This window comes from Achromobacter sp. T5-5 (assembly GCF_055397965.1).
Genome location: NZ_AP027919.1, coordinates 3,372,646 through 3,390,677 on the forward strand (window position 1 = coordinate 3,372,646; position 18,032 = coordinate 3,390,677).

19 protein-coding genes are annotated in these 18,032 nt (G+C 68.5%); 11 read left to right on the forward strand and 8 right to left on the reverse strand.

The features are described 5' to 3' along the window. Positions 1-8: 8 nt before the first annotated feature. Positions 9-1,178 carry a metallophosphoesterase gene (locus ACZ50Q_RS15320; RefSeq protein WP_464078868.1) on the forward strand — a complete coding sequence of 390 codons (1,170 nt, stop codon included), beginning with the start codon at positions 9-11 and terminating at the stop codon, positions 1,176-1,178. Positions 1,179-1,197: 19 nt separating this feature from the next. On the opposite strand, the gene ACZ50Q_RS15325 is transcribed toward ACZ50Q_RS15320, so the two are convergent. Together ACZ50Q_RS15325 and ACZ50Q_RS15330 are read right to left on the reverse strand one after the other, a co-directional pair. Next, the gene (locus ACZ50Q_RS15325; RefSeq protein ID WP_076520962.1) at positions 1,198-1,653 is read right to left on the reverse strand and encodes an Lrp/AsnC family transcriptional regulator; all 456 of its coding nucleotides are present in this window, start codon (positions 1,651-1,653) and stop codon (positions 1,198-1,200) included. Between the two features lie 131 nt (positions 1,654-1,784). Next, entirely contained in the window at positions 1,785-2,540 is a 756-nt protein-coding gene (locus tag ACZ50Q_RS15330) for a MetQ/NlpA family ABC transporter substrate-binding protein (RefSeq protein WP_076522106.1), read from the reverse strand. A gap of 277 nt (positions 2,541-2,817) precedes the next feature. Between ACZ50Q_RS15330 and rocD the strand changes: the two genes are divergently transcribed. Beyond that, positions 2,818-4,041: an ornithine--oxo-acid transaminase gene (gene rocD / locus ACZ50Q_RS15335; RefSeq protein ID WP_464078869.1), complete on the forward strand. Its 1,224-nt coding sequence runs from the start codon at positions 2,818-2,820 to the stop codon at positions 4,039-4,041. 48 nt (positions 4,042-4,089) lie between these two features. Then, positions 4,090-5,028: an arginase gene (gene rocF, locus ACZ50Q_RS15340; RefSeq protein WP_092575784.1), complete on the forward strand. Its 939-nt coding sequence runs from the start codon at positions 4,090-4,092 to the stop codon at positions 5,026-5,028. Positions 5,029-5,058: 30 nt separating this feature from the next. Here the strand turns inward: rocF and ACZ50Q_RS15345 are convergent, their stop codons facing one another. Beyond that, on the reverse strand, positions 5,059-5,799 hold the full coding sequence (locus ACZ50Q_RS15345) for an IclR family transcriptional regulator (protein WP_464078870.1): 741 nt from the start codon (positions 5,797-5,799) through the stop codon (positions 5,059-5,061). 265 nt (positions 5,800-6,064) lie between these two features. Between ACZ50Q_RS15345 and ACZ50Q_RS15350 the strand changes: the two genes are divergently transcribed. Both ACZ50Q_RS15350 and ACZ50Q_RS15355 read left to right on the forward strand, forming a co-directional pair. Beyond that, a complete protein-coding gene (locus ACZ50Q_RS15350; protein WP_464078871.1) occupies positions 6,065-7,273 on the forward strand; it encodes an ABC transporter substrate-binding protein in 1,209 nt (402 codons plus the stop codon). 65 nt (positions 7,274-7,338) lie between these two features. Next, positions 7,339-8,400 (forward strand): alcohol dehydrogenase, encoded by a 1,062-nt coding sequence (locus tag ACZ50Q_RS15355; RefSeq protein WP_464078872.1) that lies wholly within the window; start codon positions 7,339-7,341, stop codon positions 8,398-8,400. A 54-nt stretch (positions 8,401-8,454) separates the two neighbouring features. On the opposite strand, the gene ACZ50Q_RS15360 is transcribed toward ACZ50Q_RS15355, so the two are convergent. Next, a complete protein-coding gene (locus tag ACZ50Q_RS15360; protein WP_076520968.1) occupies positions 8,455-8,967 on the reverse strand; it encodes an RES family NAD+ phosphorylase in 513 nt (170 codons plus the stop codon). Continuing rightward, on the reverse strand, positions 8,964-9,449 hold the full coding sequence (gene parS, locus ACZ50Q_RS15365) for a type II RES/Xre toxin-antitoxin system antitoxin (protein ID WP_076520969.1): 486 nt from the start codon (positions 9,447-9,449) through the stop codon (positions 8,964-8,966). Before parS ends, ACZ50Q_RS15360 begins: the two co-directional genes overlap by 4 nt. A gap of 268 nt (positions 9,450-9,717) precedes the next feature. On the opposite strand from parS, the gene ACZ50Q_RS15370 reads away from it, so the two are divergent. Both ACZ50Q_RS15370 and ACZ50Q_RS15375 read left to right on the forward strand, forming a co-directional pair. Next, positions 9,718-10,095, forward strand: coding sequence for a DUF423 domain-containing protein (locus ACZ50Q_RS15370; protein WP_076520970.1), 378 nt, complete (start codon positions 9,718-9,720; stop codon positions 10,093-10,095). Positions 10,096-10,155: 60 nt separating this feature from the next. Beyond that, a complete protein-coding gene (locus tag ACZ50Q_RS15375) occupies positions 10,156-11,064 on the forward strand; it encodes a DMT family transporter (protein WP_464078873.1) in 909 nt (302 codons plus the stop codon). A gap of 22 nt (positions 11,065-11,086) precedes the next feature. On the opposite strand, the gene ACZ50Q_RS15380 is transcribed toward ACZ50Q_RS15375, so the two are convergent. Beyond that, positions 11,087-11,725, reverse strand: coding sequence for a glutathione S-transferase family protein (locus ACZ50Q_RS15380; protein ID WP_076522107.1), 639 nt, complete (start codon positions 11,723-11,725; stop codon positions 11,087-11,089). Positions 11,726-11,730: 5 nt separating this feature from the next. Beyond that, positions 11,731-12,894 (reverse strand): PQQ-dependent sugar dehydrogenase, encoded by a 1,164-nt coding sequence (locus ACZ50Q_RS15385; RefSeq protein WP_464078874.1) that lies wholly within the window; start codon positions 12,892-12,894, stop codon positions 11,731-11,733. Between the two features lie 149 nt (positions 12,895-13,043). Here ACZ50Q_RS15385 and ACZ50Q_RS15390 point away from each other — a divergent pair, with 149 nt between their 5' ends. Beyond that, on the forward strand, positions 13,044-13,655 hold the full coding sequence (locus ACZ50Q_RS15390) for a glutathione S-transferase family protein (RefSeq protein WP_464078875.1): 612 nt from the start codon (positions 13,044-13,046) through the stop codon (positions 13,653-13,655). A 67-nt stretch (positions 13,656-13,722) separates the two neighbouring features. Here the strand turns inward: ACZ50Q_RS15390 and ACZ50Q_RS15395 are convergent, their stop codons facing one another. Beyond that, positions 13,723-14,679 carry a LysR family transcriptional regulator gene (locus ACZ50Q_RS15395; RefSeq protein ID WP_464078876.1) on the reverse strand — a complete coding sequence of 319 codons (957 nt, stop codon included), beginning with the start codon at positions 14,677-14,679 and terminating at the stop codon, positions 13,723-13,725. Positions 14,680-14,797: 118 nt separating this feature from the next. Here ACZ50Q_RS15395 and ACZ50Q_RS15400 point away from each other — a divergent pair, with 118 nt between their 5' ends. From ACZ50Q_RS15400 to cuyB, 3 genes are all read left to right on the forward strand, one after another. Beyond that, a complete protein-coding gene (locus ACZ50Q_RS15400) occupies positions 14,798-15,775 on the forward strand; it encodes a Bug family tripartite tricarboxylate transporter substrate binding protein (RefSeq protein ID WP_464078877.1) in 978 nt (325 codons plus the stop codon). A 9-nt stretch (positions 15,776-15,784) separates the two neighbouring features. Further along, positions 15,785-17,236 carry an N-acyl-D-amino-acid deacylase family protein gene (locus tag ACZ50Q_RS15405; protein WP_464078878.1) on the forward strand — a complete coding sequence of 484 codons (1,452 nt, stop codon included), beginning with the start codon at positions 15,785-15,787 and terminating at the stop codon, positions 17,234-17,236. Positions 17,237-17,306: 70 nt separating this feature from the next. After that, positions 17,307-17,996, forward strand: a complete 690-nt coding sequence (cuyB, locus tag ACZ50Q_RS15410; protein WP_464082001.1) for a cysteate racemase — start codon at positions 17,307-17,309, stop codon at positions 17,994-17,996. The last annotated feature ends 36 nt before the right edge of the window (positions 17,997-18,032 follow it).

An 18,032-nucleotide genomic window follows, 5' to 3' on the forward strand; every position in this document is an offset into this window, starting at 1 on the left:
CTCCTTCCGTGTCCCTGCGCCAATCCTCATTTTTCCTGCGCTTTCTGACCCTGGGCGCCCTGGCCCATGTGTATGTGGGCGCCCGCCTGATTCCGGACCTGCAGCTTGGCGGCCAAGGCGCCGCCGCCGCCATCCTGGCGCTCGTGCTGTCGTGCGTGCTCATCCCGATGGGCATGCTGGCGCGCTCGTCGGTCCATCCGCCCTGGGGCGACCGCATTGCCTGGGTGGGCCTGCTGGCCATGGGGCTGTTCTCGTCGCTCTTCGTACTGACCGTCCTGCGCGACGGCGCGATGCTGCTGCTGTGGCTGGGCAACCTGGCGGCCGGCGCGGCCGTGCCCTGGACGGCCCTGCGCGGCGCCAGCGCGTGGGCGGTCATCGGCCTGGCGCTGGCGGGAACGCTCGCGGGCTTTTACAACGCCCGCCGCCGCGCGCGCGTTGTCGACGTCGACGTGCCGATCGCGGGACTGCCGCAAGACCTGGACGGCTTCACCATCGTGCAGATCAGCGACATCCATGTCGGTCCGACCATCAAGCGCCGCTACGTCCAGGCCATCGTGGATGCGGTCAACGCGCAGTTGCCGGACATGATCGCCATCACGGGCGACGTGGTCGACGGCAGCGTCGAGCAGCTCGCCGCCCAGGCGCGTCCCCTGGGTGATCTGCGCGCGCCGCACGGCGTCTACCTGGTCACCGGCAACCATGAATACTATTCCGGCGCCGGCCCCTGGATCGCCGAGTTCCGCCGACTGGGCCTGCGCGTGCTGCTCAATGAACATGCCGTGATCCATCCGTCGGGCCTGCCTGTGGTGGTGGCCGGCATCACGGACTACAGCGCCGGCGCCTATGACCCGCACCAGCGCAGCAATCCCACGGCGGCGCTGGCGGGCGCCCCGGCCGACGCGTTTCCGCGGATCCTGCTCGCGCACCAACCGCGCAGCGCCGCCGCGGCTGAGCCGGTGGGCTACACCCTCCAGTTGTCCGGCCATACGCATGGCGGCCAGTTCTTTCCATGGGGATTCTTCGTGCGGTTCCAGCAGCCTTTCACGGCCGGGCTGCACCGGCTGGGGCGGATGTGGGTCTATACCAGCCGCGGCACCGGCTACTGGGGGCCGCCCAAGCGCCTGTGGGCGCCGTCGGAAATCACGCGGCTGCGCCTGCGCGCGGCCCCTGCCCGGTGATGTGTCGCGCGGGCCGCCTTCAGGCCGCCTCGGGCAGCGGACCGCGTTCCAGGTAGCTGGTCAGGGCGATATCGCTGGTGGTGTTGGAGATGCCTTCGATCTGATGGATGCGCGCCAACAGCAGCTCCAGGGCCTGCGTGTCGCGCACGCGCACCTTGAGCAGCATGGCGCTCTTGCCGGTGATGGTGTGGATTTCCTCGACCTCGTTCAGCTCGGCCAGGCCCAGCACCTGCTGCGTGATGGTCCAGTTGATGGTGTCCACGTGCACGAACGCCAGCAAGGGCCGGCCCATCTTCGCGCCGTCCAGCTTGGCGGTAATGCCCTTGATCAGGCCGTCGCGCTTGAGCCGCTTGACCCGCTCGTGCACCGCGGGCGCCGACAGGTTGAGCTGCTTGCCCAGTTCCGCATAGCTGGGCGTGGCGTCGTGGGCCAGCAGCGTCAAGAGTTTCCGGTCGCGGTCATCGAGGTCAGACATGGGAATCAGGTTCGGCCTGCGACGCAGGCCGCCCTTTGATGGAATAAGGGTTAATCGGTGCAAACCCGGATTTTATTCCGTTTGCCCAATCATTCCGTATACCGCTTATTCCGCTTATTCCGCTTGTCCGCTCACCAAGGAAAGGAAATCAGATCCCCGTAGAGCCGCTTGAGCGTGGCCTTCACCTCGGGCGAGTTCTGATAGATGGCGATGAACTTCAGCAGGCGCGGATCCTGCGCCTTTTCCGGCTTGGCGACCCAGCGGATGGCGTATCGGCGGATGCTGTCCGGATCGGTATTGTCGAAGGCCAGGCCGTCCTTTTCGTTCAGGCCCGCCTGCTTGGCAAACGTCGTGTAGGTCACCGAGGCCGTCACGTCATCGAAGGTGCGGGCCGATTGCGACCCTTCGATCTGCACGAACTTGAGCCGCTTCGGGTTGGCCACCACGTCCTGCAGGGTGGCCTGGTGCGCCACGCCCGGCTTGAGCGTGATGAGCCCCATCGTTTGGAGCAGCAGCAAGGCGCGGCCGGTGTTGACCGGGTCGTTGGGCACCGCGATCGTCGCGCCCTCGGGCACCGGATCGCCCTTCTTCAATTTCTTGGAAAACAGTCCGATGGTGGTCGAATAGCCATACGCGATGGGCTGCAGGTTGGCGCCGCGCCGCTGATTGAAGAGTTCGAGAAATGGCGCGTGCTGGAAGAAATTGGCATCCACCGAGCCGTCGGCCACGGCAATGTTGGGCAGCACCCAGTCGTTGAACTCCACCAGCTTGACGTCCAGCCCTTCCTTTTTTGCCTGCGCGATGGCCAGTTCGGTGGCTTCATTGGCGACGCTGGCGATGACGCCGATGCGCAGCGGCTGTTCCTGCGCCGCCGCAGGCGCGACCATGGCCAATCCCAGGGCGGCCACGATGGCCCCGCGCGTCAGTTTCTCAAGCAATTGGTGCAAAAGCATGTCGGCCATCCACAGATTCGGAACGCCGGACGACGGTCCGGCACAGGCGCTATTGTGCAGCACCCCGCCCGCCGCCTCCGGAAAAGCCTTGGTCATGCAATGGCAATGCCAAGCCACGCCGGTGGCGCTAAGATGGCTGCAAAGACCGGGCCGCCATCCATGGCCAGACTTGGCCGCCGAACGCCTTCGGGAGACGCTCATGAGTGCGGTAATGCCCCCTCAGACCGGCGCGCAGTCCGCCGCCAGCCGCCGGGACCATATCGAAGACCAGCTGGGCGCGCACAACTACCACCCGCTGGACGTCGTACTTTCGCGGGCAAGCGGCGTGTGGGTTTATGACGTCGACGGCCGCAAGTACCTGGACTGCCTGGCCGCCTATTCCGCGGTCAACCAGGGCCACTGCCATCCGCGCATCCTGGCCGCGATGGTGGAACAGGCGGGCAAGCTCACGCTGACCTCCCGCGCGTTCCGCCATGACCAGATGGCGGGCTTCTACGAGGACCTGGCGCGCCTGACCGGCGCCCACAAGATCCTGCCCATGAACAGCGGCGCGGAGGCCGTGGAAACCGCCATCAAGGCCGTGCGCAAATGGGGCTACGAGGTGCGCGGGGTGCCCGAGGGCCAGGCCGAAATAATCGTCTGCGCCAACAACTTCCACGGGCGCACGCTGGGCATCGTCGGGTTTTCGACCGACCCCGACGCCTATGGTCACTACGGCCCCTTCGCGCCAGGCTTCAAGATCGTGCCCTTTGGCGATTTCGACGCCTTCGACGCCGCCATCACCGACCGCACGGTGGCCTTCCTGGTCGAGCCGATCCAGGGCGAAGCCGGCGTCGTGCTGCCGCCGCCCGGCTACTTCGCCCGTGTGCGGCAGCGCTGCACGGAAAAAGGCATCACCCTGATCCTCGATGAAATCCAGACCGGCCTGGGCCGCACGGGCAAGCTGCTGGCCGAGGAACACGAGGGCATCGAGGCCGACGTCACGCTCATCGGCAAGGCATTGTCGGGCGGCTTTTATCCCGTGTCCGCCGTCCTGTCCAACGCCGACGTGCTGGGCGTGTTCCAGCCCGGCCAGCACGGCAGCACCTTCGGCGGCAATCCGCTGGCCTGCGCCATCGCGCGCGCCGCGCTGCGCGTGCTGACCGAGGAAGGCATGATCGACAACGCGGCGACGGTCGGCGCCCATTTCCTGGCGCGGCTGCGCGACCTGCCCGGCCCCGTGCGCGAAGTGCGCGGACGCGGCCTGATGCTGGCCGTCGAACTGGAGCCGGACGCGGGCGGCGCCCGCCTGTGGTGCGAACGCCTGCAGGCGCGGGGCTTGCTGGTCAAGGACACGCACGGCCACACGCTGCGGCTATCCCCGCCCCTGGTCGTCACCCGCGACGAAGTCGACTGGGCCTGCGACCAACTGGCGGCGGTGCTGTCCGCCGCCTGATTCCCCCCATTACGACACCCCTTGAACCGCAACACCGGAGCCCACGACTTGACCAACACCCCCGCCTTGCCCGCCGACGTCACCCTGATCGGCGCGCCCACCGACATCGGCGCCGGCGCGCGCGGCGCCTCGATGGGCCCGGAAGCCCTGCGCGTCGCGAACCTGGGCCCGGTCATCGAGGCCCTGGGCTACCAGGTCCGCGACCGCGGCAACCTGTACGGCCCGGCCAACCCCTGGCTGCCGCCCGTGGATGGCTACCGCCACCTTGCGGAAGTGGCCGCCTGGAACCAGGCCGTGCACGACGCCGTCCACGAGGAGCTGGCCCACGGCCGCCTGCCCGTGCTGCTGGGGGGCGACCATAGCCTAGGCATCGGCTCGATCAGCGCCGTGGCGCGCCATTGCCGCGCCACGGGCAAGAAGCTGCGCATCCTGTGGCTGGACGCCCACGCCGACTTCAACACCAACACGCTCACGCCCACCGGCAACCTGCACGGCATGCCGGTGGCCTGCCTGTGCGGCAACGGACCCGCGCCCCTGACCGGCATGTCGGGCGTCTGCCCGGACATCGACCCGGCCTGCATGCGCCAGATCGGCATCCGCAGCGTCGACCCGGGCGAAAAGCGGCTGCTGCACGACGCCGGCATGGAGGTCTTCGACATGCGTTACCTGGACGAAATGGGCATGCGCGCCACCATGCAGGCCGCGCTGGCCGGCCTGGACGCCCAGACCCACCTGCATGTGAGCTTCGACGTGGATTTCCTGGACCCCGAAATCGCGCCGGGCGTGGGCACCACGGTCATGGGCGGCCCCACGTACCGCGAGGCCCAGCTCTGCATGGAGATGATCGCCGACACCGGCCTCATGCGCTCGCTCGACGTGGTCGAACTCAACCCCGCGCTGGATGTGCGCAACCGCACTGCCGAACTGGCCGTGGACCTGATCGAAAGCCTGTTCGGCAAGTCGACGCTGGTGCGCCGCGGCGCCTAGCGCGCGGCCATGTTGCGCGGTGCCGCCCGCTCAGCCTTCGCGGTCGCGCCGGATGGCCTCGGCCGCCGCCTGCATGTGAACCAGTTTTGCCTCATGCTGGCCCCACACCCGCGGCGTGGGCCCGGCCAGGCATAGCGCATACCATTCCCCGCCCAGGTCGAGCGCCACGGCCAGGCCGGTCAGGTCCACCACGCTCTCCCCCACGTTCGACGCCCACCCCCGTTCGGCCGCGCGCGCCACGTCGGCCAGCAGCGCGTCACGCGTCGTCAACGTGCTGTCCGTGTAGCGCGTGTATTGCGCCGCCGCCAGCACGTGCTCGCGCTCGGCGGCCGGCAGGCGGGCCAGGATGGCCTTGGCGACGGAACTGGTGTGCAGCGGCCGCCGCTCGCCCGGCCGGGCCGCGTAATGCACGGGCTGCGTGGATTCCACCACGTCCAGAAAGACCACCGCGCCGTCCTGGATCTTTCCCAGCATCACGGTTTCGTCGACGGCGTCGCGCAGGACGAGCAGGCGCGGGCGCACCCGCTCCAGCCAGGGATCGCCCGCCAGGATCTGCCCGGCCAGCGCGTGCAGCTTGGCGGTCGGGTAGTAGCCCGCGCGGCGCCGCACTTCGTACAGGTAGCCGCGCGCGACCAGCGTGCGCACCAGCGCCAGACAACTGGACATCGGCGCACCCAGGCCCTGGGCCAGCTCCGTCAGCGGCATCGGACGGCGCGTGTGCGCAAACAGCTCGATCAATTCCAGCGTCCGCGCGACTAGCTTGACTTCCACTGCGTCGGCCCTCCTTCGTGGCGTCCGATTTCCCGCGTCCGGACCAAGGGACTACGGGACTACGGGGGCTAGGGAACTAAGGAACTAAGGTGTTCCACCGTGTTGACTTTTCATGGTCAGGTACATAAATTCTTGCACAGGAATTTACATTCACCAATAAGAAATAAATTTCAGCCGGCTGGAGACCGGCGCCGCCTTCCCGTGTTGCCGCGTCATCCATCACATTCAATAAAAACGGCCCGTCCACGGGCTGGGAGACAGACAGATGCGTATCAAACCCGTGTTGGCGGCCCTTGCCGCCGCCCTGGCCGCCTGCGCGGCCCAAGCCCAGTCCGACGTCGTGCGGCTGGGGGTATCCAACGACCGCTCCGGCATCTATTCCGACCTGGGCGGCCTGGGCTCCGAAATGGCCGTGCGCATGGCCGTGGAAGACTTCGGCGGCAAAGTGGCCGGCAAGACCGTGGAGGTCGTCGGCGCGGACAACCAGAACAAGGCCGACGTCGCGTCCGCGCTGGTGCGCCGGTGGTTCGATACGCAGGGCGTGGTGGCGGTCGTCGACGGCGGCGCCAGCTCGGCCGGGCTTGCCGCCCAGGGCGTGGCGCGCGAAAAAGGCGGCACCGCCCTCATCAGCGGCGGCTTTGCCGGCGACTTCAGCGGCAAGCAGTGCAGCAACCTCAGCACCCAGTGGGCGCCCGACACCTATGCGCTGGCCAACGCCGTGGTCAAGAGCGTCGTCGAAAGCGGCGGCAAGAGCTGGTATTTCATCACCACCGATTACGTGTTCGGCAAATCGCTGGAGAGCAACGCGTCGCGCTTTGTCGAGGGCGCGGGCGGCAAGGTCGTGGGCAGCACGCGCCATCCCCTGGGCGCCCTGGACTTCGCCTCGTTCCTGATCCAGGCACAGTCCTCCAAGTCCGACGTGGTCGGGCTGGCCAGCGCCGGCGGCGACCTGGTCAATCTCATCAAGCAGGCGCAGGAGTTCGGCCTGGGCGGCGGCAAGCAGCGCATGCTGACGTTTCTCACCTTCATCAACGACGTGCACGCCATGGGGCTGCCCGTCGCCCAGGGCCTGGCCTTTCCCACGGGCTTTTACTGGGACGCCGACGAGGACACGCGCGCCTGGACCCAGCGCTGGCAAAAGAAGATGGGCGTCACGCGCGCGCCGTCGATCGTCCAGGCCCTGAGCTACGTCGCCACCACCCATTACCTGCAGGCCGCGCAGGCCGCGGGCACCTTCGACGGGGCGGCGGTCAACCAGAAGATGCGCGAGTTGCCCATCACGACCAAGCTGATCAAGAATGCCCGGGTGCGCCCCGAAGATGGCCGCGTCATCATGGACCTGTATCTGGTTGAAGTGAAAAAGCCCGCCGACGCCAAGCATCCGAACGATTACTACCGCATCCTGTCCACGGTGCCGGGCGAAAAGGTCTTCGTGTCGCTCACCGACAGCGAGTGCCCCCTGGTCAAGAAATAGATCCCGCCGGCGCGCCGGGCTCGCGTCCGGCCGCAAGGCGCAGCGAACATACAAAGGAGACATCCATGAAGTGCTATTGCGTCGTCAATTTCCGCGAACCCCTGCAGGAAATGGACCAGCCCACGCCCACCCCGCAAGGGTCGCAAGTGCTGCTGAAGGTGCGCGCGGCCGGCGTATGCCACAGCGACATCCACTTGTGGGAAGGCGGCTATGACCTCGGCCAGGGCCGCACCTTGTCGCTCAAGGACCGCGGCGTGTCCCTGCCCCTGACCATGGGCCACGAAACCGTGGGCGCCGTCGTGGCGGCCGGGCCCGACGCGCAGGGACTCGCCCCCGACCGCAACTATCTCGTGTATCCGTGGATCGGCTGCGGCAAGTGCCCGTCGTGCATGGCCGGCATGGAAAACCACTGCACCGCGCCGGCCTGCCTGGGCGTGCACCGCGCGGGCGGCTACGCCGACCACATCCTGGTGCCGCACCCCCGCTATCTCATCGACATCGGCGACCTCGAACCGGCGCAGATCGCGCCCTATGCCTGCTCGGGCCTGACCACCTACTCCGCGCTGAAAAAGATCGGCGCCGACGTCTACCGCGAACATCCCGTCGTGATCTTCGGCGCGGGCGGACTCGGCCTCATGTGCCTGACCCTCATCAAGGCGCTGGGCGGCGCGGGCGCCATCGTGGTCGACATCGACCCCGCCAAGCGCCAGGCGGCGCTGGACGCGGGCGCGCTGGCCGCCATCGACGGCGCCGCGCCCGACGCGGCGCAACAGATCATCCAGGCGGCCGGCGGCAAGCCCGTGCAGGCCGCGATCGACCTGGTGGGCGCGCCCGCCACCACGTCGCTGGCCTTCGATTTCCTGACCAAGGGCGGCAAGCTCATCATCGTGGGCCTTTTCGGCGGCGGATCCACCTGGCCCATCGCGCTGATCCCGATGAAGGCCCTGTCCATCATCGGCAGCTACGTGGGCAACCTGGCCGAGCTGAAGGAGCTGATGGAACTGGTGCGGGCCGGTAAGGTGCCGCCGATGCCGGTCCATCGCCATGCGCTGGCCGAAGCGGACAGCGTGCTGGCCTCGTTGCGCGCCGGCAAGGTCGTGGGCCGGGCCGTGCTGACGGTGGATTGACGCCGCGGCGCGGATCACGCGGTGGCGCGCTCGACGACGGGCGCGCCCCGGCGCTCAGGCCGGCCGCAGCCGCGGGTCGTAGATGAAGCGTTCCCGCCGCACCACCACGATCTGCTCCGCATCGGGATGCGCGGGATTGATCAGGAAATTGCAGTCCGGAACGCCCCGGTACGGCACGATGGCGCTGGGCAGTTCAAGCAGGGCCGACACGCCGGATGCCACCCAGTTGTCGCCGACCGCCTGCGAGGCCTCGGCGAACGGCACCGCATCCCAGAACGGATAGTCTTCCTGCAACTGGGTCAGGGACAGCGCCTGGCGCGCCTCGAACAGCGCGTGGGGCACCGCCAGTTCGATCAGGTAGCGGTTGGCGTGTTCGGACGCGCGCGCCGCAAAGTGGACCACGGTCTCCAGCACCGCCAGCGCCACGCTCGCGGACGCATACACCACCGGCGTTCCCGGGCTGTTGTAACGCCCGCCCACGGCGGCGGCGCCCGCGCCGCTCAGGTCATCCGCCCGGTACTTGCCCGCCGTCGTGCCGATGCGCCACAACGAGACGAAGTCCGTCATGCGTAGACGCCGGCGGCGGCGCGGGCCAGCGTGTCTTCGACGATGCGGCTGCTGGCGTCGGAGGTCAGCAGGGACAGCGGCTTGACGTTGCCCAGGGCGGGCACGGGCGTGTTCAGCCAGAGCACGGCTTCTTCGTCGCTGCCCAGCACCTGGCGGGCGACGCGCACGACGCGGGCGACACGGGCCAGGCGGTCGGATTCGCCCAGCGGCAGCGCCTGCCCTTCACGCGTCCAGCGCGACAGCGATGCCGCCTTGACCTCGGTGATGGCCATGATTTCGGATTTGGGAACCTGCAGGTAGTCGGCCGCGTCGTCCACCATCTGCGCAGGCAGGCCGCGCCGCACGTCGCGCGCCATGTCGATGAGCGGGCTGTCGATCAGGCCGCGAAAAAGCTGCTTGGCGCGGGCCGTGGGATGGCGCGGCGGACGCTTGGCGCTGGCGCCGCGCTTGGCGGGGGACTTGTCGGCAAGGGCGATGGTCATGGGGGGCTCCTGACGCCGCGAAGGGGACTGCCGGCCCGGGCAGGCGGACGGTCCACCAGCGGCTGGGTTTCCATATTGAATTTATAATATCCCATTTGGAAATACCTGGGCAAGGCCGGGTTGCGCTGGCCAAGGGGCGCATCAAGGGTCCACCCAATGCCCATTCAAGACCCGCCGCCGCCCCCGCCATGCGCCTGTCCGGCCCGAGGTTTCGGCCTATCATAGGCGGCGGCAAATTTCCCCCTCGCATCTCATACAAGGACTGGCAATGACGGACCGGCAGCTCACGATACTCGCGGCGTTGAATCTCATGGTGGCGGTGGGCGCCGGCGCGTTCGGCGCGCACGGGCTCAAGCGGCTGCTGACGCCGGACCTCCTGGCCGTCTGGCAGACCGGCGTGATGTACCACCTGGTCCACGCCCTCGGCCTGTTCATCATCGCGCTGCTGGGCACGCGTTTCGGCTCGCCGCTGCTGTCGGCCGCGGGGCTCGTGATGTTCGTGGGCATCGTGCTGTTTTCCGGCAGCCTGTACGTGCTGTCGCTGACCGGCGTCCGCTGGCTGGGCGCCGTGACGCCATTCGGCGGGACCGCCTTCCTGGCCGCCTGGGCCATGGTCGCGCTGGCCGCCTATCGCGCCCAGGGCTAAGGCCGCTTTCCCGCTTTCCCTCCCCCCGGCGGCAGGAACCGCCGACTTTGCAGGCTTCAGATGTCCCCCTCCACCGCATTACCCGCCGTCCGTGAACACTCCGCCGCCGCTGGCATCGCCTGCGTTGCGGGCGGCATCTTCTTTCTGACGCTCAGCGACGCCAACGCCAAGTGGCTGGGCGCCCACTACAACCCGCTGCAGATCCTGTTCCTGCGGGCGCTGATCGCATTGCCGTTCGTGACCGCGCTGGCGCTCTGGCTGGGCGGACGCCGCGTGCTGCGCACGACGCAGCCCGGCCTGCACCTGACGCGCGGCGCCATCAATGTGGTGTCGGCCTGTTGCTTCTACCTGGGCCTGCAGGCGCTGCCGCTTGCCGAGGCCACGGCCATCGCGTTCGCCGCGCCGCTGTTCGTCACGGCCTTGTCGGTGCTGATCCTGAAAGAACGCGTGGATGGAAAACGATGGCTGGCCGTGCTGGCCGGCTTTGCCGGCGTACTCATCGTGGTACGGCCGGGCACGCAGGCGTTCCAGGCGGCGACGCTGCTGCCCCTGACCACCGCCCTGCTCTACGCGGTCATGATGATCACGGCGCGCGGCATCAACCGCGCCGAAGGCATGCTGACCACCACCTTCTACATCGTGCTGGGTCAGTTGGTGTGCAGCGCGGTCGGGCTGCCGTGGGTCTGGCGCGCGCCGGCCGTCGAAGACCTGCCGTATTTCGGCGCGGTCGCGCTGTTCAGCACGCTGGGACTGGCGCTGATCACGCAGGGATTCCGCATCGGCCCCGCGTCGGTCGTGGCGCCCTTCGACTACACGGGCCTGGTCTGGGCCACGATCCTGGGATGGATCTTCTGGCGGGAGGCGCCCGACGCCTATGCCTACCTGGGCGCCCTCTTCATTGCGGGCAGCGGCGTGTACATCGCCGTGCGCGAGGCGCGGGGCAAGTCGCGCCGGCGGGCCGCAAGCTGACGCCGCGGGCCGCCCGCCCGCGCTATTCGCTGGGCGGGGGAAAGTGCCGCTGCAACACGCTGGCCACGTTCGGTTCCAGCGCCGCTTCGCGCGCCACCGCCGTCAGGGCCGGGCACATGGCGCTGAACCAGGACGGCCCCGGGCGCCAGTGCGTCATGACGGTCACATACAGGTCCAGCGCCGAAAACCGCCGGCCCAGCATGTGCGGCGTGCCGGCCTGCCGTTCCAGTTCCTGCCACAGCACGGCGCGTCGCGTGTGCACGCGCTCGCGCAGCAGATCCACCGCCGGGCCCGGCGTCGTCCACTGCGAAGGATCGTCGCCGTACGTGAAAGTGGGATAGATCGCCGCCACGATGCGCATCAACAAATTCAGGAAGCGCGCCCGTTCCGGCTGCCCCGGCGCGGGCGCAAGACCCGCCTCGGGCGCCACGTCGTTCAGGTGCAGGATCATCGCCGCGCTTTCCGTCAACACCTCGCCGTCGGGCAGGACCAGCGTGGGCACCTGGCCCAGCGGATTGAGCCGCAACAGGCGGTTGCGCTCGGGACCGGGCTTCAGGTAGGGCACGCTCGTCAGCGTGTGGGGCACGTTGGCCAGCACCAGCGCCATTTCGATGATGGCGGAGCCGCAGCCCGCGGACCCGATGAGTTCGTAGGTTTTCATGACGGTCACCCTCCCGTTTCGGCGGGCGCCAACCGCAGCAATTCACCCGGCGAAGCATCCGTCAGCACATACACATAGCCGTCGGGCCCCTGCCGCACGTCGCGTATGCGGCGCTTGCGGTCGTCGAGCAGCGTTTCCTTTTCGATCACGCGGTTGCCGTCGACGGTCAGGCGGATCAGGTTCTGGTTGCCCAGCGCGCCGATGAACACCGAATTGCGCCACGCCGGAAACCGGTCCGCGTCATAGAAGGCCATGCCGCTGATGGCGGGCGACTTCGGCCACCAGAAGACCGGCGGCTCCATGCCCGGCAAGGTCTCGCCCTTGGCCTCGGGAATGGCCAGACCCGAATAGTTGATGCCGTGGGTCGCCAGCGGCCAGCCATAGTTCTTGCCCGGCTGCACCACGTTGATCTCGTCGCCGCCGCGGGGCCCGTGCTCGTTTTCCCAGAGGTCGCCCGTCCACGGATTGAGCGCCATGCCCTGCGGATTGCGATGCCCGTACGACCAGATTTCCGGCCGCGCGCCCTGCCGGCCAACGAAGGGATTGTCCGCGGGCACGGTGCCGTCGACCTTGAGCCGGACGACCTTGCCCTGCAGCTTGTCCAGGTCCTGCGCGGTGGGACGCTGGTTGTTTTCGCCCAGCGCGATGTAAAGGTGACCCTTGCCATCGAACACCAGGCGCGCCCCGAAATGCTGGCCGGACGACAGCTTGGGTTCCTGGCGGAACAACACGCGAAAATCCTCCAGGCCGCTGGCGTCATCGGACAGGCGCCCACGTCCCACGGCCGTCCCGCTCTTGCCGCCGTCCGCTTCCGCATAGGCCAGATAGACATAGCGGTCGGTCGCGAAGTCCGGCGACAGCGCCACATCGAGCAGGCCGCCCTGCCCGCGCGCGGCCACCTTGGGCACGCCGGCCAGCGGCTTGGACAGCCCGCCGGGCGTGCGCAGCAGCCGCAGGTTCCCGGGGCGTTCGGTGATGAGAATGCCGCCATCGGGCAGGAAGGCCATCGACCAGGGATGGTCCAGGCCGCCCACCACGGGCGTTACCCGCGCCGGCGCCGAGGGCGGTTCCTGCGCGGCGCGCGCAATCGCGGGCGCTACGGCGCAGGCCAGCGTCAAGGACAGGAAAAAGGGAATCGCGCGCGTGCTCGCGGCGGTGCGTGACGGCATGGACATCTCCGGCGGCAACAGGTTGGAATGCGGGCGCGGAAGGCATGACAGAGAGGCGCGGGGTGCCGGCGAATGGCGCGCCCGCTTGGCGTACCATAGCGCCCAGCGACGGGAGCTCTCCCGTCCTTCCTGTCAGGAGACTCCATCACATGAAACTGTACTACATGCCCGGCGCGTGCTCGCTCGCTTCCCACATCGTTCTGGAGTGGATCGGCAAGCCGTACGAAACGCACAAGCTCAGCCGCGAAGCCCTCAAAAGCCCCGAGTTTCTGCAGATCAACCCGCTGGGCGCCGTGCCTGCGCTGACGGTGGACGACTGGACCCTCACGCAGAACGTCTCCATCCTGGAATACCTGGCCGAACAGGCTCCGGAAAGCCAGCTGCTCGGCGACGGCACCCCGCGTTCGCGCGCCGAAGTGCGCCGCTGGGTCGGCTTCATCAACTCCGACCTCCACAAGACCTTCTCCCTGCTGTTCGGCGCGCAACGCTACCTGCAGGACGAAAGCGCGCAGAAGGAACTGGCCGCGTCCGCCTCGGCGCTGCTGACGAAGCTGTTTGCGCAACTGGACGCGCAACTGGCCGGCAAGTCCTATCTCGTGGGCAGCGCGCCGTCGATCGCCGATGCCTACCTGTACGTGGTGCTGCGCTGGGCGCGCGCCAAGGAAGTGAACCTGTCGGGCCTGGACAACCTGTCCACGTTCCATGCGCGCATGGAAGCCGACGCCGGCGTCAAGGCTGCGCTGCAGGCCGAAGGGCTGTAACGCACCGCGCTGCCGGGCCGCCTCATCCCGGCGTCACATATCGCGGCGCCACATATCGCGGCGCCACTCATCCCGGCGTCACGCCGGGCAGCACCTGACCTTCCAGCGTCTTTTTCACCGCCGCCAGGAAGCGCCGCGCCAGCAAAGGCGGCGCGGTCAGGTTGGAATGGGTCGCCCAGATTTCGACGCTGGCCTCGGGCTTGATCGGGCGCAGCGCCATGTGCGCGGCCTGGTCCGGCGTCACGCACCACGCGTCCACCAGCGCCGGCCCCAATCCCTGCTGCACGAACGAACAGGCCGTCACGGGAGAATGCACCTCGATGGCGGCCGCGCAGCGCGGACCTTCGCCAAAGAAAGGCTGCAGCGCGCGCCCCAGCGGCGTGTCGCGCGGGTAGCCGATCCACGCCGCCGACGAGAAATCCTCCGGCAGGATCGCATCGTGGCTGGCCAGCGGATGGCCGGGCGGCAGCACGCAAATCACGGGCACCTGCGCGAGACGGACGGAGGTCAGGTTCGGATGGTCGGGCGGCTGCATGGAAATGCCGATGTCCGCCTGGCCGGATAGAAAGTACGCCGCCAGTTCGTCGAAGGTCACGCTGCGGTAATCCACCCGCGCGCCGGCATTGCGGCCGCGGAAGCGCTCCAGCGCCATGGGGATGAGGCGCTGGCCGAAGCTGGCGCTGGCCACGATTTTCAGCATCCCCGCGCCCGACTGACCCAGGCTGGCGGCCAGGTCGTTCACGCGCTGGATGCCGCCGTACACCTGCTCGACCTCGGCATACAGGCGCCGCGCCTCGGCCGTCGGCGACAGCCGGCTCTTCACGCGCTCGAACAGGCGATAGCCCAGGCGGTTCTCCGTCAGGGCCAGCACCCGGCTCACCGCCGGCTGCGACACATGCAGCATGCGCCCCGCCCCGCTGATCGACCCGGCCATCATGATGGCGCGGAACACCTCGATCTGGCGCAGGTTTAGCGGCCGCCCCGCACTCGGACCCACCTCATCGGCATACGCATCCGCTTCCATTTCTTCCCCTTTTCCAATAACGGGGGATTATAGGTTTGAGACATTTTTCGATGACGCAGTGCCGCATGGCCGGGTGTAATCTGCCCGCTCCACAAAACAACATCAGGGGAAATCCACCATGCGCAACACGTTCTTCCGCAGCCTTTCCGTGGCGGCGCTCAGCGTCGCCCTGTGCGGCACGGCCTCGGCGGCCGGCTATCCCGACAAGCCCATCACCTTCGTGGTCCCGTCCGCCGCCGGCGGATCGCCCGACGTGCTGTCGCGCCTGATCACCACCCAGATCGCCCGTGACACCGGCGCCACGATGGTCATCGAAAACCGCCCCGGCGCCGCCGGCAACATCGGCATCGCGCTGATCAAGCGCGCCGCGCCCGATGGCTACACCGTGGGCTACGGCAACATCAACACGCTGGCCGTGAACCGCTCGCTCTTCAAGCGCCTGCCCTACGACGTCGACAAAGACCTGACCCCGGTCGCCCACATGTTCGATCTCTACAACGCGCTGATCGTCCCGGTCGACTCGCCCGTCAAGAGCGTCCAGAACCTGATCGATCGCGCGCGCAAGGAACCGGGCCGCCTGTCGTACGGCGCGTCGGGCGTGGGCACGACGGGCCACATGGGCGGCGAGCTCTTCAAGAGCATGGCCAAGGTGGACGTGATGTTCATCCCCTACAACGGCGGCCCGGCCGCCATCCAGGACCTGCTCGGCGGCCGCCTGGACTACCTGTTCGTCAACACCTCGGAGGCCGCGCCGCTGGTCAAGAGCGGCAAGGTCCGCGCCATCGGCGTCAGCAGCCTGAAGCGCCTGCCGATGATGCCCGACGTGCCCACGCTGGACGAAGCCGGCCTGAAGGGCTATGAAACCGTCGCCTGGGGCGGCGTGGTGGCGCCCAAGGGCACGCCCGACGACGTGGTGGCCTCGCTGAACGCCGCCGTCCAGAAGGCGCTGCAGGCGCCGGAAGTGCGCCAGGGCCTGGCCACGCTGGGCGCCGAACCGGCCACCGGCTCCCCCGCCGACTTCAAGAAGCTGATCGATCGTGAAACCGCCAAATGGCAGCAGATCATCGACACGGCCGGCATCGAAAAGCTCGACTGAGCCAGCGTCATGACGGCAGACACCTTGCAGGCTGACTTCATCGTCGCGGGCGCAACGCTCATCGACGGATCGGGCGGGCCCGCGCGCCAGGGCGACCTGGCCGTGCGCGGCGGGCGCATCGCGGCGGTGGGCGGCTTCGCCCACCCGGATGGCGTACCGGTCATCGACGGGCGGGGCCAGGTCCTGGCGCCGGGTTTCATCGACTCGCACACCCACGACGATGGTTACCTCCTGGCCCATCCCGACATGCGGCCCAAGGTGTCGCAGGGCATCACCACCGTCGTCACCGGCAATTGCGGGATCAGCCTGGCGCCCCTGTCCCGCACCCAGATCCCGCAGCCGCTGGACCTGCTGGGGCCGCCGGAGCTGTTCCGCTTTGACACCTGCCGCGCCTGGATGGACGCGCTGCGGGCCACGCCCGCGGCCGTCAACGTGATTCCGCTGGTGGGCCACACCACGTTGCGCGTCGCCGTCATGGACGACACCGCGCGCGCGGCCAACGGCGCCGAACGGGCCGCCATGCGCGCGCTGCTGCAGGAAGCGCTGGATGCCGGCGCGTTCGGCGTGTCCACGGGCACGTTCTATCCGCCGGCCAGCGCCGCGCCCACCGACGAGATCGTCGACGTGTGCCTGCCGCTGCGTGGCCGCGCCGGCATCTACGCCACCCACCTGCGCGACGAGGCCGACCACATCGTGCCCGCCATGGAAGAGGCACTGCACATCGGCCGCGAGATCGACTGCCGCGTCGTCTTCTCGCACCACAAGCTGGCGGGCGAACGCAACCACGGCCGCACCCGCGAGACGCTGGACCTCATCAGCCGCGCGGCGGCCTCGCAGCCCGTCTGCCTGGACTGCCATCCCTACCCCGCCACGTCGACCATGCTGCGGCTGGACCGCGCGCGGCTCGCCAGCCGCACGATGATCACGTGGTCCAAGGGCTACCCGGACGCAACCGGCCGCGACTTCAGCGACGTCATGGCCGAGCTGGGCCTGGACGACGAGGCGGCCGTCGCCAGGCTGGCGCCCGCCGGCGCCATCTACTTCCTGATGGACCCCTCCGACGTCAAGCGCATCTTTGCCCATCCGCTGACCATGGTCGGCTCGGACGGCCTGCCCTTCGATCCCCATCCGCACCCGCGCCAATGGGGCACCTTCACCAACGTGCTGCGCACCCTCGTGCGCGAGCAGCAACTGCTGACGCTCGAATCCGCCATCCACAAAATGACCGGGCTGGCGGCCGCCCAATACGGCGTCGCCGGGCGCGGCCTGCTGCGAGAGGGGTATCATGCCGATCTGGTGCTGTTCGATCCCGCCACCGTCACTGACGCGGCCACTTTTTCAGCTCCCATTCAGGCAAGCCGGGGCATCCACGCCGTGTGGGTCAATGGCAGGCAGGTCTGGGACGGGGAACGGACGGGCGCCGAACGCCCGGGCCAGGTCCTGACGCCCGGTGATGCATGAGCACGGAGTACATAAAGTGAAGACGTTTTCCCAGGGCTGCTACCTGGGTGTATTGGGCGGGATGGGGCCCATGGCCGGCGCGGCCTTTGCCCTCCGCCTGGCGGCGCTGACCCCCGCCACGATCGACCAGCAACACATTCCCACGCTGTTGCGCAACGATCCCCGCATTCCCGACCGCTCCAGCGCCTACATGGCGGGCGGCGAGAACCCCCTGCCCCACATGGTGGACGGCGTGCGCTTCCTGGAGCAGGCCGGCGCCCAGCTCATCGCCATCCCGTGCAACACGGCCCATCTGTGGTTCGACGAGATCGCCGCTTCGACGCCGCTGCCGGTGCTGCACATCATCGAAGCCGTCATCGAAGACCTGCGCCGCCTGGGCCTGCCCAGCGGCCGCATCGGCCTGATGGGCACCGCCGCCACGCTCAAGCTCGGCCTCTACCAGCGCCACCTTCTGGCCCAGGGCTACGAATGCATCGTGCCCGATGACGACGAAGTCGAACGCTACTGCATGGGCTCGATCCGCGCCGTCAAAGGCAACCAGCTCGAAGACGCCTTCGCGCCCGCCGCCGAATGCATCGCCCGCCTGAAGGCGCGCGGCGCCGACGCCGTGGTGCTGGGCTGCACCGAGCTGCCCCTCGCCGTCCCGCACGCCCTGCGCGCCAGCCTGGGCGTGACGCTGACCGATTCCATCGACGCCCTCGCCCGCGCCGCGATCGCGCATTACCAGGCCGACCAGCCGGAACAACGCATCGCGGCCTGAAGACGGCGCAATGCCGCCGTCTGGCGAGCCATACGA